Genomic DNA, 13,195 nt, shown 5'->3' on the forward strand with positions numbered 1-13,195 from the left:
GAGGATGCGGCGGAAATCGCCTAGCATCTGCGGGCTGCCGCAGATCATCGCGCGATCGGTCTCGGCATATAGCGCCGGCAGGCCGAGATCGCTGGCCATGCGGCCGCTGGCCATCAGGTCGGTGAGGCGGCCCTGGTTGACGTGTGCTTCCCGACTCACGGCCGGATAGTAATGCAGTTTCCGGCGGATCTCCTCACCGAGGAATTCGTGCTTGGGCAATTCGTTGCGGAAGTAGTCGGCGTAGGCAAGATCCTTGGCGCTGCGTACGCCGTGGGTCAGTACGACGTTTTCGAAACGCTCGTAGGTTTCCGGATCCTTGATGATGCTCAGGAATGGCGCGAGGCCGGTGCCGGTTCCAAGCAGGTAGAGCGTCCGGCCCGGCAACAGGTCGCTGATCAACAAGGTGCCGGTCGGCTTGCGGCTCAGCAGCACGGTGTCGCCGGGCTTGATGTGCTGCAGGCGCGACGTCAACGGGCCGTTGGCGACCTTGATGCTGAAAAATTCCAGTTGCTCTTCCCAGTTCGCACTGGCGATCGAATACGCGCGCAGCAGCGGCTTCATCGTGCCGTCGGGCTGCGCAACTTCAAGACCGATCATCACGAACTGGCCGTTGTCGAAACGGAAGCCGTCGTCGCGGGTGGTGGTGAAGCTGAAATAGTCCTCGGTCCAGTGACGGACATCGAGCACGGTTTCGGTGATGAAGGCGGCGGACATGGTCTCGAAAGAATGCGGCTGCTTTGGCCTGGGCCGGTATTGTCGCATCCGTTGCGGGTGCAGGGCAGGGTGGGAGCATGTTTGGGGCCGCCCTATAATCGCGCCATGACAAATATTGATGCTGGCGACAACGACGAAGCGCGAAGCTACCAGCTGCATTTCGAACAGCGTCCCGACTATCTGTACGCGCATGTCAGCGGTCCGCAGGATTCGCCGGAAATCACCCTGGCTTACTGGCGTGAAATCGCCGCCGAGTGCCAGACGCGACGGGCCACGCGCGTGATGGTGATGGACGATCTCGGCGGCGCGCCGATGCCACCCGAACAGATCGCCGAGCTGGTGCGCAAGATGCAGGGCTCGGGCATGGAGACGGTACAGATCGCCTTCGTCGAACCGATCATGGCGCACGTGGCGATGATGGAGCACGGCCAGATCTTCGCGATGGAATCGGGCTTTCGGGCGCACGTGTTCAGCAGCGTGAATGCCGCCGAGCGCTGGCTGCGCTTCGGTGGTGGCTGAGAGATTCCGGCCCTCGTATGGTTTTGGTGGGGCGGATCGCCGGTTTATAATAGCGAACGGGCCGCAGGGCCCTTTCTCTTCTCATAGCCCAAGGATTTTCCATGCAGATCGCCGAGCGCACCGTCGCGTCGTTCCACTACACCCTCACCAATGACGCTGGCGAGGTGATCGATTCCTCCGCGGGCAAATCGCCGCTGACCTACCTGCATGGCGCCGGCAATATCGTTCCGGGCCTGGAAAAGGAAATGCTCGGCCGCAAGACGGGCGACACTTTCAATGTCGACGTCGCGCCGGAAGAAGGCTACGGCCAGCCGAATCCGATGCTGATCCAGGTTGTGCCCAAGGAAGCGTTCCAGGGCGTCGACCAGCTCGAAGTCGGCATGGAATTCCAGGCGCAGACGCCGCAGGGTCCGTTGTCGGTGGCGATCGCCAAGATCGATGGCGACGAAGTCACCGTCGATGGCAACCATCCGCTGGCCGGCCAGACCCTGCATTTCGCGGTCGAAGTGACCGATGTCCGCGATGCCAGCCTCGAAGAGCTGACCCATGGCCACGCGCACGGCGCCGGTGGTCACGCGCACTAACCCAGAAAAAGCGCTGCGGGCTTTTTGCTCCGCGGCGCATCCTTTCGCTGCCTTTCTCTCTCCCTGATCCGAGAACCTGGAGAAAGTGCAATGAAATGGCTAACCATGCTGGCCTGCGCGATGGCTGTGTCGCCGATCGCCGCGTCGGCGCAGTCGCAGTGTTCGGCGCAGAGCGGCGCGCAACGCGCCGCGTTGATCGAGTTGTATACCTCGGAAGGTTGCAGCAGTTGCCCGCCGGCGGATCGCTGGCTGGCAGGGGTAGCGGCGAAGGCCGATCCAGGGCAGCTGAGCCTGCTCGCTTTCCATGTCGATTACTGGGACGAGATCGGTTGGCCCGATCGTTTCGCGCAAGCCGCGTATAGCCAACGCCAGCGCGAGCGCGTGCAGGCCGGTGGCAGCAACACGGTCTATACGCCGCAGGTGATGCTGGGCTCGCGTCTGGATCTGCGCTGGTACAAGCCCGCGCAGGTCGCGGAAGCCATCGCCGCGGTGCAGGTGCAGCCAGCGCCGCTGCAGATCGCGTTGAAGGCACGGCGTACGACGACGGGTCTGCATGTCGATGTCGCCGCGATGCCGCGAGGCAAGGCCGCGCCACAGGCAAATCTCTATCTCGCACTTTACGAAGATGGCTTGAGCACGGCGGTGAAAGCCGGCGAAAACGCCAATACGCTGCTGCATCACGAGCGCGTCGTGCGCGGGTTATGGGGGCCGTGGCCGATGACGGCATCGGGCCTTCACCATGTTCTCGAGATTCAACCGCCGCCCGGCGCCATCACCGCGCATCTGGGTTTGACCGCTTTCGTCCAGGCATCGAGCGACGGCGAAAACCTGCAGGCGCTGAGCTTGCCGCTGACCCATTGCATGCTGCCTGCGAATACCTCTGCGCCGTGACAGAATCGCCGGGTCGCAGCCCCGGAGAATTCCATGAGCGAGACCATGCGTGTTTGGCAGGCGAACGCTTACGGCCCGGCTAAATCTGCATTGACGCTGGTGACGATTCCGCGGCCCTCACCCGGCCCCGGTGAAGTGCGCCTGCGCGTCGCAGCCGCAAGCCTCAATCCGATCGACTACAAGCAATTGCATGGCGATCTGCATCGGCTGACGCCGCTGAGATTTCCCGTCACCGTCGGCTTCGATGCCAGCGGTGTGATCGATGCGGTCGGCGCGGACGTCAGCGAATTCAAGGTCGGCGATGCGGTCTTCGTGCGTGGCAGTCGCGACACTCTCGGCGCATTCGCTGAATTCGACGTGCAGCCTGCGCGGTTCGTCGCGCACGCGCCGAAGAGCATCGATGCCCTGGGCGCGGCCTCGCTGCCACTGGTGGCGCTGACTACCGTGCAAGGCCTGGTCGACCGCGCCCACGCGCGCGCCGGCGAACGCATCCTGATCCATGCCGGCTCCGGTGGCCTGGGCAGTTTCGCGATTCAGTACGCGAAAGCATTGGGCATGATCGTCGACACCACCACGAGTTCACGCAATGCCGATTGGGTACTCGCGCTCGGCGCCGACCAGGTGATCTGCTACGACCGCGAAGAGGTGCGTCAGCGCGGCCCGATCTACGACATCGTCTTCGACACGCTTGGCGGCGAACACACGCTGCAGGCGTTCGATCTGCTCAAGGCCGGTGGCGCGGTGGTCAGCGTCGCCGGGCCGCCGGATCGCGAGATGGCCGCGCTTTTTGCCGGCAATCCGCTGGTACGTGTGGCGATGTGGTGGCTGGCGCGCAAGGTATACGCGGCGGCTAAACGCAAGCAGGCGAGTTATTTCCGCTTCCTCACCGAATCGAGCGGCGCGCAGTTGGCTGACATCGCGACGATGGTCGATCACGGCAACATCAAGCCGGTGATCGATCGTGTCTTCGATTTCGAGCAGGCTGTCGAGGCCTACGAGTATCTGATCGCCGGCCGCGCGAAAGGCAAGGTCATGCTGCGTATCGGCGCCTGACGTCGCAGCGTCGCGGCAATTCTGAACTTCAGGGATTCAGGCCAGCGCTTCCACCCAGACCGGCAGGCCGTTCAGCGCCGCGTTGCCGGAAGGCCCGTCCAACAGCAGCGGATCGCTGAGGTCGTTGTAACTCTCGCCGACCACTTCGCGCGCGCGCTGCAGGTGGCTGTCCTCGCGCTGATGACCGAAACCATGCGGCAGACAGACCACGCCAGGCATCATCTCGTCGCTGAACTGGATATCGACCAGCACGGCGCCCACACGCGAACGCAGGCGCACGCGCGCGCCATCGCTGAGCTTGCGTGCGCCGGCATCGTCGGGATGGATGAACAACTGATGCCGCGCCTTGCCTTTCACCAGACGCGGCGCGTTGTGCATCCAGGAATTGTTGCTGCGGACATCGCGGCGGCCAATCAGATGCAATGCATTGGCATCGGAGTGTGGCGTCGCCGCGGCAAATGCGGCGAGTTCAGTCATCAACAACGTCGGTGCGCATTCGATTTTTCCACTGACGGTTTCCAGTCGGGTCAGAAGCGTTGGCCGCAGCGGGCCGAGGTCGAGCCCATGCGGCGCGTTTTCCAGATCCTCAATGGTCAATCCGGAATTGCCGCGCTTGAGTCCCGCAGCGATCAGCACGCGTGGCGGCGGCAGCGATTGCCAGGGCTTGCCGCTCGCGGCGGCATACGCCGCGCCGAGGCCATTGACGATTTCCCAGTCGCCGCGTTCGCTTTCATCGCGCTCGCGCGTCGGCATGTTGAGACGCGCAACCCGGCGCACCGCGAAGGTGTTGAAGATAAGATCGTAGTGATGCTGGGTCAGCGGCGAAGCCGGCGGCAGGATCAGGTCGGCATGGCGCGTGGTTTCGTTGATATAGATGTCGATGGCGACGTAGAACTCGAGTTGCGTCAGCGCGCGTTCCAGTTCGCGGCCGTCGGGCGTCGACAACACCGGGTTGCCGGCGCAAGTCAGCAGCGCGCGAACCTGGCCATCGCCGGGCGTGAGCATTTCCTCGGCGAGCACGGCCACCGGCAATTCACCGGCGAATTCCGGCAATCCGCGCACACGGCTATGCCAGCGTGCGCGTTGCCCGGGCGAGGTGCCGGGGCCGGTGAGCGGGATCACCGCATCGTTGGGCAAGGCGCCGCCTTCGCGGTCGAGATTGCCGCTGACAAGATTCATCAGTTGCAGCAGCCATTGGCAAAGCGTGCCATGCGCCTGCGTGCTCAAACCCATGCGGCCATAGGCGACCGCGCGCGGCGCGGCGAGGAAATCGCCGGCGATGCGGGCGATATCGGCAGCGGAAATTCCCGTGCGCTGTGCGACATCGCGCGTGTCGATGGCGATGATCGCCGCCAACGCTTCATCGAGACCAGTGAGTTTCCCGTCATAGGCAGCGACGCGCGGCGGCGAGAGTTTGTGCATCTGCTGCAGCAGCGCGACCAGGAACCAGGCGTCGCTGCCGGGCCGGATGAAATGATGTTCACTGGCGATCGCGGCGGTGTCGGTACGGCGCGGATCGATCAGCACGAGTTTGCCGCGCGTAGTCAGCGCCTTGAGGCGCTTGGCGATGCCGGGCGCAGTCATCAGGCTGCCGTTCGATGCCACCGGGTTGGCGCCGAGCATCAGAAAATAATCGCAGCGGTCGACATCGGGAATCGGTAGCAGGAACTGGTGCCCGTACATCTGCGCGCCGACCAGTTGATGCGGCCATTGATCGACCGACGATGCGCTGTAGACATTCGGGCTGCGCAGCGCCTTGAGAAGCGCCGGTAGATAGGCGATGTGGCCGAAGTGATGGACGTTGGGATTGCCCAGATAGGTCGCGACAGCAGCGGCGCCGTGCGCCTGCTGGATCGTCGCGAGTTTTTCCCCGGCGAGCGCGAAGGCTTCGTCCCAGCCGATTGCCTGCCAGTCGCTGCCGACGCGGCGCATTGGCTGGCGCAGGCGGTCGGGGTCCGCTTCGAGATCAAGGATGGCGTTGCCTTTGGGGCAGATGTGGCCGCGACTGAACGGGTCGGCGTCATCGCCGCGGATCGCGGTGAGGGTATCGCCCTCGTATTGCAGATCCAGCCCGCAGATGGCTTCGCACAGCGGGCAGGCGCGAAAACGTGAGGTACGGGACATGGGGCGATCCTCGTCGGCCAGTGGCGAGTGTAAGGCCAAACTCCGGCACCGCGCGGCGTCACCACGGCGTCGGCGGCGGCGTGATAGCGTCGCTGCCAGGGGTCGGGGGACAGGACTGATGAGGTCGTTTCGAAGTTTCTTTTGCGGGCAAGGAATCGGTCGCGCCCATGCGCTGCTGCTGACGCTGACGCTGTTGTTGGCAGGCGTCGCTGCCGGGAATGCGGTCGCTGGCGAATGCCCGGTGCCCGCGCGAGGTGTTTTTTTGTCGCCGCAGTTGTCGGTGTTGCCGGATAGCGAGACCGATATCGATCTCGTCGCAGCGCGGCGATTGGTCGCGGCAGGAAAGTTCGTTGCGTTGGGCGAACGCACGCCGAGTTTCGGTTTCCGTTCGCGGCCACTATGGCTGAGCCTGGATCTTCCCGCGGTCGCCGGCGATTGCGAATCCCTGCTGGTCATCGAGCAGCCGCGCCTGGATCGTGTCGACGTGCATGTTTTCGATCAGGGCCATGAAAGCCAGACGCTGGCGATGGGCGATGCCCTGCCATTCGCTGCGCGCGCCTTGCCGCATCGTTTCATCAACCTGCGCCTGCAGCGGCCGGCCGGACATAGGCTGCAGCTGTTGCTGCGCGTGCAGTCGAGCAGTTCCGTGCAGCTGCCAATATGGCTGCATTCCGAAGCCAGCCTGCTACGCCTGACGCATGAGGAGCAGGCCGGGCAGGGGTTGTACTTCGGCATCCTGCTGGCTTTGCTGCTGTACAACTTCGCGGTGATGGTCTCGATCCGCGAGGCCAGCTATTTCTACTACGTCATCTACGTTGCCTCGTTCGGCGCGTTGATGCTGAGCTTCGGCGGCTACGGTTTCGAATATGCCTGGCCGCGCTCGCCGTGGTTCCAGAATGCCTCGCTGCCACTTTCGATAGCGGCGGTGCTGGGCAGTTCGGTGGCCTTCTCGCGCAGCTTCCTCGATCTCGACCGGATGGCGCCGACCGTGTCGCGCCTCGCGAAGCTAAGCGTGCCGCTGGCCTTGTGCCTGGGTCTGCCGGCGCTGTGGCCGCCATTTCTGCTGCCGGTGACGATCGTGTTGAACGCAGCGATGGTGGTGTTCAGCGTGCTGGTGACGGTGGGCGCGGTGCTCAGTGCGGCGCGTGGTTTCCGGCCGGCGTATTACTTCCTGCTTGCCTGGGGTCTGCTGATCGCCGGCGGCATCGCGCTGCCGCTGTCGTCATTCGGCCTGATTCCGCGCACGCTGGTGACCGAATACGGATTGCAGTTCGGCTCGGCAGCGGAAATGCTGCTGTTGTCGTTTTCGCTGGCGTATCGCATCACGCTGCTGCGCAACGAGCGCATCCGGATCGAGCGCGAGGCGCGGGAAACGCTGGAGCAGCGCGTCGCCGAACGCACGCTCGCGCTTTCGGAAACCGCACTGCGACTGGGCGAAGCCAACCAGCGCCTCGCGGAAATCAGTCTGCGCGACGGCCTCACCGGCGTGTTCAACCGCCGTTACCTCGATCAGAACCTGCCGGCGCGATTCGGCGAATGCGTCGAGCGTGCGCTGCCCATTTCCCTGCTGATGATCGACATCGATCGCTTCAAGGCGATCAACGACGAGCATGGCCACGCGATCGGCGACGACTGCCTGCGCGAGGTCGCGCATCGCTTGGCGGCCTCGTTGCGCGAAGGCGAGGATTTCATCGCGCGCTACGGCGGCGAGGAGTTCGCGCTGGTGATGCCGGGTGCGGACAGCGACGAAGCCGCAGGCATCGCCGAACGCCTGCGCGCGGTCGTTGCCGGAACACCGATCCGCTGCGAGCAGGTTTCCCTGTCGGTGACCATCAGCATTGGCCTGGCCTCGCTGGCGCCGGCGACGGTCGCCGCGCAGGCTGATCTCGAGCGTCGTTCCGATCGCGCGCTGTTCGAAGCCAAACGTAGCGGTCGCGATCGCGTCTGCACGGCCTAGTCGAAGGAGCTTCCCCACGCCGCGTCCCTGCGACTGGCGCAGACTCAGGTCGAAGTGCCGGTAGCGCGCAGGCGCTGGCGCGCCGGTTCCAGTTGCTGTGCGTAGCGGCGCCAATGGCCGATGCGCTCGCTGTGCAGGCGCGGACCACCGCGCAGCGCAGCTTCGAAGCGCAGGCCGAGGAATGCGCAGACCACGCGCAGGATCATCTCCGGCTTGCCGACCAGACTTTCGTATTGCACGTCGAGGATGCGTCCCGGCAAGACCTCGTGCCAGTGTTGCATCAGGCCCTGGTAGCGCAGGTAGTAGTCGGCGATTGCCAGCGGATCGCCGTTCGCCAGCGAAGCATCGCCGCCGGGCTGGGAAAGAATCGACAGGCAGGTATCGAGCGGGTCGCGTACCACGTGCAGAAAACGCGCTTCTGGCAGTGCGCGCGCGATGAAGGGCAGCATGAGGAAATCCATCGGCTCGCTTTCGCACAGATGCGCCTTGCCCAGACGCTGCGCATCGACGGCCAGGCGGACGCGCTGGCCGAGCTTGCCGTAGTCGAGGCGGGCGAGTTTGTCGAATATCGGCGCATCGAGATTGTCGCGGTTGGCCAAATCCGATTCGCGACGCAACAGGCGCGAAAAACCCAGGCGCGTACCGCCGGAGTGGATCTGCGAATGCATGCCCAGCAGTTTGCCCAGCAGCGCGATGCCGGAGCGGGGCATGCCGACGATGAAGATCGGGGTCTGCTCGTCGGGTGCTACGGCCGGCAGCAACGCGTTGACGAATTCGGCATCGCAGCGCTGGAGCAATTGGTCGAACAGGCCGCCGGCTTCGAGGCTGCCCGAATTCGCTTGCTGCCGTCGCGCCTGCAGCAGCGGTTCCAGCGTTGCCCAGGCTTCGTCGCTGCGGCCGAGGTCGTCCAGTTCCTTGAACAGCGCCAGCGCGACCAGCTCATCGCTGCCTTTCGCGGCCAGGGTTGCTTCGTGCAGGCGTTGCAGGCGCTCGATGTGATGGCCGGTTTCGCTCTGCTTACCGAGATTGGCCAAGGCCAGGTGTGCCTTGCCGTGCAGGGGATTGAGGGCGAGGCAGGCTTCGAGATCGCGTTGCGCTTCCTCGGTTTGGCCGTCGGCGCGGTAGGCGAGGGCGCGGTTGTAATGCAGGGAGGCCTGGTCGGGCTGGCGGGCGATCGCGCTGTCGAACAGCGCCAGGGCGCGGGTTTGGTCGCCGAGCTGGCTGTAGATCACCCCCAGCGAATCCAGGGTCACGGCCTCCTGGGTGGGTTCAAGCAGTGCGCGCTCGGCCGATGCCAACGCTTTGCCAGCCTGGCCGACGACCAGCTGGCAACGCGCCAGATGCGTCCATATTTCAGCGCGATGCGGCTCGTCGAGCAGCAATTTCTCCGCCATCGCTATCGCTTCTTCATGCCGACCGCGGCGTGCCAGGATCATCGACAGGCGGAAACGGGCCGGCCCGTGCCCGGGATCGCGCGCGAGCATGGCCTCGAAAAAGCCCTGGGCAGCGTCCAGGTTTCCGGACCGGAGGTGCCAGATGCCGCGCTGCCACAGCTTGTTCAAGCGATTTTCCATGCCAGCAGTCTAGCCTCAGCGTGATCGGCAAACCCGGTCGGGCTTGGCAGATCCGCGTTAGAGCCCGTTTACGGTGCCACGGCCTGTAAAATATCGCCAATGGCAATCCTCAACTTTCAGAACGTCGACTTCAGCGTCGGCGGCCCGCGCCTGCTCGAGCAGGTCAATCTCTCCATCGAGCCCAACGAGCGCGTCTGCATCGTCGGCCGCAACGGCGCTGGCAAGTCCACGCTGATGCGCCTGATGTCGGGCGAATACAAGCCCGACGACGGCGAGGTAAAGCGCTTCGGCAGCCGCATCGCCGGGCTGTCGCAGGAAGTGCCGCTGGCACTGACTGGCACGGTGTTCGATGTCGTGGCGATGGGCCTGGGCGAACTCGGCGAACACCTCGCGCACTACCATCACCTTTTGCACGATGGCGACGAAATCGACATGGACGCGCTGGGTGCGGTCCAGGCCAAGATCGAAGCCGGCCACGGCTGGCAGCTCGAGCAACGGGTCGAGCAGGTGATCAGCAAGCTCGATTTGCCCGAGGACAGCGAATTTTCCGCGCTGTCGGGCGGCATGAAGCGCCGCGTGCTGCTGGCGCAGGCGCTGGTTGCGGCACCGGATCTGCTGCTGCTCGATGAGCCGACCAATCATCTCGACATCGAATCGATCGCCTGGCTCGAGGAATTCCTGAAGAACTTCGCTGGCAGTGTGGTCTTTGTCACCCACGATCGCGAATTCCTGCGCAGCCTCGCCACGCGCATCATCGAGGTCGATCGCGGCCAGGTCACCAGTTGGCCGGGCGACTACGAGAACTACCTGCGTCGACGCGAAGAGCGCCTGCATGCCGAGGCGCAGGCCAGCGCGCTGTTCGACAAGAAGCTGGCGCAGGAAGAAGTCTGGATCCGGCAGGGCATCAAGGCGCGGCGTACGCGCAACGAAGGTCGCGTGACTGCGCTCAAGGCGATGCGCCGCGAGCGCGCCGAACGCCGCGAGCAATCGGGCAACGTGAAACTGGCGGCGGCGGGCGCGGCCAACTCCGGCAAGAAGGTATTCGAGGCGAAGAACGTCGATTTCGCTTTTGGCGAACGCGTGCTGGTGCGCGATTTCAGTACCGTCATCCAGCGTGGCGACAAGCTCGGCCTGATCGGCCCCAATGGTTCCGGCAAGACCACGTTGCTGAAATTGCTGCTTGGCGACCTGCAGCCGCAGTCCGGCGAAATGCGCATCGGCAGCAATCTCGAGATCGCGTTCTTCGACCAGTTGCGCGGCGCACTGCGCGACGACTGGAACGCGCTCGACAACGTCTCCGAGGGCCGCGAGTTCATCGACATCAACGGCAGCCGCAAGCACGTGATGGGTTATCTGCAGGATTTCCTGTTCAGCCCGGACCGCGCGCTGGCGCCGATCACCAAGCTTTCCGGTGGCGAGCGAAACCGCCTGCTGCTGGCCAAGCTTTTCGCGCGTCCGTCCAACTTGCTGGTGATGGACGAACCGACCAACGACCTCGACGTGGAAACGCTGGAACTGCTCGAGGAATTGCTGATCGATTATTCCGGCACACTGATCCTGGTCTCGCACGACCGCGCCTTCCTCGACAACGTCGTGACCAGTTCACTGGTGATGGAAGGTCATGGACGCGTCGGCGAATACGTCGGCGGTTATTCCGACTGGCTGCGGCAACGACCGACGCAATACAAACCCGCCGCCGCATCGCCGAAGTTGACGCCGGAAGTGCCGAAAACGGTGGCGACTGTAGCCGTTGCGGCGCCGGCAAAGCGCAAGCTCGGCTTCAAGGAGCAGCGCGAACTGGAGCAATTGCCGGCGCTCATTGAGTCACTTGAAACCCGCATCGCCGAGGCAACGGCCGAACTGCATTCGCCGGAGTTCTACAAGCAGGGCGCCGCCGGCATGGCTGCGAAGAACAAGACGCTGGCTGCGCTGCAGGCGGAACTCGAAAGCGCCTATGGACGCTGGAACGAGTTGGAATAAGCCTCGCCCGTAGGAGCGGACATGACCGCGATGTTTTTGCTTTCGGATAAATCGATCGCGGTCATGCCCGCTCCCACGATTCGACGATTCATCGCGGTAAAATTTTCCCGTTTCGCCTAGCCCGGACCCCGCCATGGCCAACATCAAACAAGAAGACTTCATCCAGTCGGTCGCCGACGCGCTGCAATACATCTCGTATTACCACCCGGTCGACTACATCCGGAATCTCGCCGCCGCCTACGAGCGCGAAGAAAGCCCGGCGGCCAAGGACGCAATCGCGCAGATCCTGATCAATTCGCGGCTGTGCGCCGAAGGCCATCGGCCGATCTGCCAGGACACCGGTATCGTTACCGTCTTCCTGAAGATCGGCATGAAGGTGCGTTGGGACGACGCGACGATGAGCGTCGAGGACATGGCCAACGAAGGCGTGCGCCGCGCCTACAACCATCCCGACAACAAGCTGCGCGCCTCGGTGCTTTCCGATCCCGCCGGCAAACGCATCAACACCAAGGACAACACGCCGGCCGTGGTCAACATGACCGTGGTGCCGGGCGATGTCGTCGACGTGATCGTCGCGGCGAAAGGCGGCGGTTCGGAAGCGAAATCGAAATTCGCGATGCTCAATCCCTCCGACTCGATCGTCGACTGGGTGCTGAAAACGGTGCCGACCATGGGTGCTGGCTGGTGCCCACCGGGCATGCTCGGCATCGGCATCGGTGGCACCGCCGAAAAGGCGATGCTGCTGGCGAAGGAAGCGCTGATGGAGCCCATCGACATCACCGACCTGCAGGCGCGCGGCGCCAGCAATCGCGCGGAAGAATTGCGGTTGGAACTCTACGACAAGGTCAACGCGCTCGGCATCGGCGCGCAGGGCCTCGGTGGTTTGACCACCGTGCTCGACATCAAGGTCAAGGACTATCCGACGCATGCGGCGAACCTTCCGGTCGCATTGATCCCGAATTGCGCGGCGACGCGCCATGCGCATTTCGTGCTCGATGGTTCCGGCGCGGTGATGCTCGATCCGCCGTCGCTGGAGGATTGGCCGAAACTCACTTACGACGCTTCCAAGGGCCGGCGCGTGAATCTCGACACCGTGACGCCGGCGGAAGTCGCGAGTTGGAAGCCCGGCGAGGTGATCCTGCTCAATGGCAAGTTGCTCACCGGTCGCGATGCAGCGCACAAACGCATCGTCGACATGCTCAACAAGGGCGAAAAACTGCCGGTCGACTTCAAGGGGCGTTTCATTTACTACGTCGGCCCGGTCGATCCGGTGCGCGATGAAGTCGTCGGCCCCGCTGGCCCGACCACGGCCACGCGCATGGACAAATTTACCCGCCAGATCATCGAAACCACAGGCCTGCTCGGCATGGTCGGCAAGGCCGAACGCGGTCCGGCGGCGATCGAGGCGATCCGCGACAACAAATCGGTGTATCTGATGGCGGTCGGCGGCGCGGCGTATCTGGTGTCGAAGGCGATCAAGGCCGCGAAGGTAATCGCGTTCGAAGACCTGGGCATGGAAGCGATCTACGAATTCACCGTGCAGGACATGCCGGTGACCGTCGCCGTTGATTCCGCCGGCACCTCGGTGCACCAGACCGGACCGAAGGAATGGCAGGCGCGCATTGCCGGGATTCCGGTGGTGGTGGAGTAGGGGCTGGGGCGAGTTGGGACCAAGTCGTTTATCCCGGAAAAATATTCCGTCATCCCGGCGAAAGCCGGGACCCATTGAAAAGATCACCATGGGTCCCGGCTTTCGCCGGGATGACGAATTTCTTTTTGTGCTGGGGCGGTATGAGTCT

General features: G+C 63.9%; 10 protein-coding genes. 7 read left to right on the top strand and 3 right to left on the bottom strand.

The genetic code is table 11. The annotated features are described in order from the left end of the window. On the bottom strand, positions 1 to 714 hold a 714-nt coding region (locus VKM35_RS02080; protein WP_324317841.1), incomplete at its 3' end, for a ferredoxin--NADP reductase. 105 nt (positions 715 to 819) lie between these two features. Here VKM35_RS02080 and VKM35_RS02085 point away from each other — a divergent pair. The 4 genes from VKM35_RS02085 to VKM35_RS02100 all read left to right on the top strand — a co-directional run bounded on the left by VKM35_RS02085 (position 820) and on the right by VKM35_RS02100 (position 3,761). Then, the gene (locus tag VKM35_RS02085; RefSeq protein ID WP_324317843.1) at positions 820 to 1,233 is read left to right on the top strand and encodes a hypothetical protein; all 414 of its coding nucleotides are present in this window, start codon (positions 820 to 822) and stop codon (positions 1,231 to 1,233) included. A 101-nt stretch (positions 1,234 to 1,334) separates the two neighbouring features. Further along, positions 1,335 to 1,817, top strand: a complete 483-nt coding sequence (locus VKM35_RS02090; RefSeq protein WP_324317845.1) for a peptidylprolyl isomerase — start codon at positions 1,335 to 1,337, stop codon at positions 1,815 to 1,817. A gap of 90 nt (positions 1,818 to 1,907) precedes the next feature. Then, complete coding sequence (locus tag VKM35_RS02095; RefSeq protein ID WP_324317847.1) at positions 1,908 to 2,708, top strand: DUF1223 domain-containing protein; 801 nt, start codon at positions 1,908 to 1,910, stop codon at positions 2,706 to 2,708. Positions 2,709 to 2,753: 45 nt separating this feature from the next. Beyond that, positions 2,754 to 3,761, top strand: a complete 1,008-nt coding sequence (locus tag VKM35_RS02100; protein WP_324317849.1) for an NADP-dependent oxidoreductase — start codon at positions 2,754 to 2,756, stop codon at positions 3,759 to 3,761. Between the two features lie 36 nt (positions 3,762 to 3,797). On the opposite strand, the gene VKM35_RS02105 is transcribed toward VKM35_RS02100, so the two are convergent. Beyond that, the gene (locus VKM35_RS02105) at positions 3,798 to 5,885 is read right to left on the bottom strand and encodes a molybdopterin-dependent oxidoreductase (RefSeq protein WP_324317850.1); all 2,088 of its coding nucleotides are present in this window, start codon (positions 5,883 to 5,885) and stop codon (positions 3,798 to 3,800) included. 118 nt (positions 5,886 to 6,003) lie between these two features. Here VKM35_RS02105 and VKM35_RS02110 point away from each other — a divergent pair, with 118 nt between their 5' ends. Then, complete coding sequence (locus VKM35_RS02110; protein ID WP_324317852.1) at positions 6,004 to 7,842, top strand: diguanylate cyclase; 1,839 nt, start codon at positions 6,004 to 6,006, stop codon at positions 7,840 to 7,842. 44 nt (positions 7,843 to 7,886) lie between these two features. On the opposite strand, the gene VKM35_RS02115 is transcribed toward VKM35_RS02110, so the two are convergent. Further along, complete coding sequence (locus VKM35_RS02115) at positions 7,887 to 9,416, bottom strand: tetratricopeptide repeat-containing sulfotransferase family protein (RefSeq protein ID WP_324317854.1); 1,530 nt, start codon at positions 9,414 to 9,416, stop codon at positions 7,887 to 7,889. A gap of 99 nt (positions 9,417 to 9,515) precedes the next feature. On the opposite strand from VKM35_RS02115, the gene VKM35_RS02120 reads away from it, so the two are divergent. Beyond that, on the top strand, positions 9,516 to 11,396 hold the full coding sequence (locus tag VKM35_RS02120; RefSeq protein ID WP_324317856.1) for an ATP-binding cassette domain-containing protein: 1,881 nt from the start codon (positions 9,516 to 9,518) through the stop codon (positions 11,394 to 11,396). Positions 11,397 to 11,529: 133 nt separating this feature from the next. After that, positions 11,530 to 13,047, top strand: coding sequence for a fumarate hydratase (locus VKM35_RS02125; RefSeq protein ID WP_324317858.1), 1,518 nt, complete (start codon positions 11,530 to 11,532; stop codon positions 13,045 to 13,047). Positions 13,048 to 13,195: the final 148 nt, after the last annotated feature.

The organism is Arenimonas sp. (assembly GCF_035312645.1).
GTDB lineage: Bacteria > Pseudomonadota > Gammaproteobacteria > Xanthomonadales > Xanthomonadaceae > Arenimonas.

Bases quoted from the DNA above. Each gene is read 5' to 3' on its own strand.
- VKM35_RS02110 (WP_324317852.1), top strand. From the start codon at position 6,004: ATGAGGTCGTTTCGAAGTTTCTTTTGCGGGCAAGGAATCGGTCGCGCC.
- VKM35_RS02105 (WP_324317850.1), bottom strand. From the start codon at position 5,885: ATGTCCCGTACCTCACGTTTTCGCGCCTGCCCGCTGTGCGAAGCCATC.
- VKM35_RS02095 (WP_324317847.1), top strand. From the start codon at position 1,908: ATGAAATGGCTAACCATGCTGGCCTGCGCGATGGCTGTGTCGCCGATC.
- VKM35_RS02100 (WP_324317849.1), top strand. From the start codon at position 2,754: ATGCGTGTTTGGCAGGCGAACGCTTACGGCCCGGCTAAATCTGCATTG.
- VKM35_RS02115 (WP_324317854.1), bottom strand. From the start codon at position 9,416: ATGGAAAATCGCTTGAACAAGCTGTGGCAGCGCGGCATCTGGCACCTC.
- VKM35_RS02085 (WP_324317843.1), top strand. From the start codon at position 820: ATGACAAATATTGATGCTGGCGACAACGACGAAGCGCGAAGCTACCAG.
- VKM35_RS02120 (WP_324317856.1), top strand. From the start codon at position 9,516: ATGGCAATCCTCAACTTTCAGAACGTCGACTTCAGCGTCGGCGGCCCG.
- VKM35_RS02125 (WP_324317858.1), top strand. From the start codon at position 11,530: ATGGCCAACATCAAACAAGAAGACTTCATCCAGTCGGTCGCCGACGCG.
- VKM35_RS02090 (WP_324317845.1), top strand. From the start codon at position 1,335: ATGCAGATCGCCGAGCGCACCGTCGCGTCGTTCCACTACACCCTCACC.